The sequence below is a fragment of the Roseateles saccharophilus genome (assembly GCF_004342485.1).
Lineage (GTDB): Bacteria > Pseudomonadota > Gammaproteobacteria > Burkholderiales > Burkholderiaceae_C > Pelomonas > Pelomonas saccharophila.
Genome location: NZ_SMBU01000089.1, coordinates 1 through 2,117 on the forward strand (window position 1 = coordinate 1; position 2,117 = coordinate 2,117).

Consider the following 2,117-nt stretch of genomic DNA (forward strand, 5'->3'; position numbering starts at 1 on the left):
GTGCGAGTCCCGTCCAATTCTTCGCGAGACAGCAGCCTTGACTCAACCTCGAATAGCTTGGGATCGCGAGCCGAAATCTACGCGGGACGTAACACATGGACCTGCTTGTCGTCAAAGTCTTTGAAGACGTACCGAATGAAGATCGCGGCTTCCCTCGTGGTTTCGCGCACCTTTTCCTTCGGCACCTTCTCCTTCATCCTCGCGATGACCATGAACTTTTCGTCGCTATGCATGACGACGTAGTACAGGCCGTATACGTTCTGCATCGTCTTCTTGGTAGCAGCGCGGCCAGCGAGGTAAAACTGCTGCCAGTCCTTGCTGGCTTCGTCCCGGAGGCTGGTGGCTTCGTCTAAGACGCCTTGAACATCCAACGCCTTGGCGCTGATCGGTGCGAGGGTTACCGGGACAGCAACCGATTGCGTCTCGATGCCAGCAGGCTGAGCGTGAGTGGTGGTCATAGTGAATTTCCTTCAAGTTGATTCATCACGGCAATGCAGCGGCTCAACTGACCCAATGCCAGCTTTGCTTCGTCTTGCGGGATTGCGAGGCGGCCTGCCGCGATGCCTGGACTATTTCGGATGCCGCCGAAGCGTGTCCAGGCCCCAGTCAGAGTCCAAAAATGAATACCCCCGTATTCACTTTCGCGCTGAAACGAGCTGGCGTTTCATGGTTTACCCTTATTTTTGACGCCAAACGGCCGCTGCAATCGGATCACATTCGTGCATTACTTCACGAATCATCCCCAACGGGATGAAACGTCAATAGATGGTCAATGTGAGTGACCGCCAACCCAGTTAACTTCCTCACCAGCGCCTGCGAGGGCCCACAAAGCCGGACCCAAAAGCTGCTAGAGCGGGCCACGCGCAAGGCAGTAGACGTGAGCCTCTCAGCTCAGATCCGCGTACTGGTCGATCAGGCGCGTGAGCTGAGCACCTTCCACCCCGGCCAGCTCCTTGGCATACATCAGCGGCGTGATGTGGCTGTAGTGCGCCTCGATCATGGCGGCGCTCGTACCGCACTGTTTCGCGATCACGTTGACCGGCACACGGTCCAGGATCAAGTGCGTGATGTAGGTGTGACGAAGGGAATACAGAGTCCGCTTTCCACCCGGGCCGCTCTCCAACTTGAGGCGCTTGAGCAGTGCGGTGAAGTTACGAGTTAGCAGCTCTTTTGAACTACCCTCTGGCATCTGGAACACGAGTGGGTTCGAATCCTCGGAAAGGTCTGACTCGTTCACTTCTTCGGCACTCTGCGCACCTGCGAGCATGTCGAGGATCATTTCCAGCACGATGCTGTTGCCGACAACATGCCGGTTGCCCGTGTGCAGCGTCGTCTTGCCTTTGCGCACGGTGATGACGACATGATCCTTGCGGACCTGAATGTCGTTCCAGCGCAAGTTGTCCATTTCGGTGCCCGGTCTCAGCCCCGTGTGCACCGCCACGTTGAAATAGAAAAAGAGCAGCTCGCGAATCTGGCGCGTCTTCTCGCTGTTGCGTGCCGTGATCCAGGCCGGAAACGCCCCCCGAATCTTTGCTATTTCTTCTGACGTGAAGTAGTCCCGGCGTGACGCTGGAACTCCCGCAGCCGAAGACAGCACAGGGACCTGCCCTGGCGCCATCCACTTACGGATGACAGCTTCGTCGTAGACCCTCCGAAGTGCGGCGTTGTGCGTCTTCAACGTGGACTGCGCCGGCGTCCTCCCCATCTGCCCAATTCGCCATGCGTCGAAGTCAGCCAGCTTCTGATGATCGATGCTGGTGATGTACGTGCGGTCAAAGAAGGGGATGTGGTATTTGGTCAGCGCCCATTCGTGATCCTTCACGGTACTGGCACCCTTGGCATTGGCAGGCCGCTGTCGCATCCGCTCGATGGCAAGCTTAGCGACATCGCGAAACGCCTTGGTCTGGATCGCAATGCCATGCTCGTGCTTGATCTCGCATTCGGCCCGAACCTTGATCGCCGCCGTCACCGCCTTCGCCCGATCACGCTGCTTGGTCGTCCGAGAGATCCACTTGCCCGCGATTGTGAACGGCGGTCAGGAAACGCGCTTATTCGGCGGTGAGGACGCGGTTTTGCTCGAAGTGCCCGCTCAGGCCGGGTGTGATCGAGGGCAGTGA

At 57.9% G+C, this 2,117-nt stretch carries 2 protein-coding genes; both read right to left on the reverse strand.

Going from position 1 to position 2,117, the window contains the following annotated elements; genetic code table 11:
- Positions 1-77: 77 nt before the first annotated feature.
- Entirely contained in the window at positions 78-458 is a 381-nt protein-coding gene (locus EV671_RS26440) for a hypothetical protein (protein ID WP_132576881.1), read from the reverse strand.
- Between the two features lie 428 nt (positions 459-886).
- Entirely contained in the window at positions 887-1,969 is a 1,083-nt protein-coding gene (locus tag EV671_RS26445; RefSeq protein WP_132576882.1) for a tyrosine-type recombinase/integrase, read from the reverse strand.
- Positions 1,970-2,117: the final 148 nt, after the last annotated feature.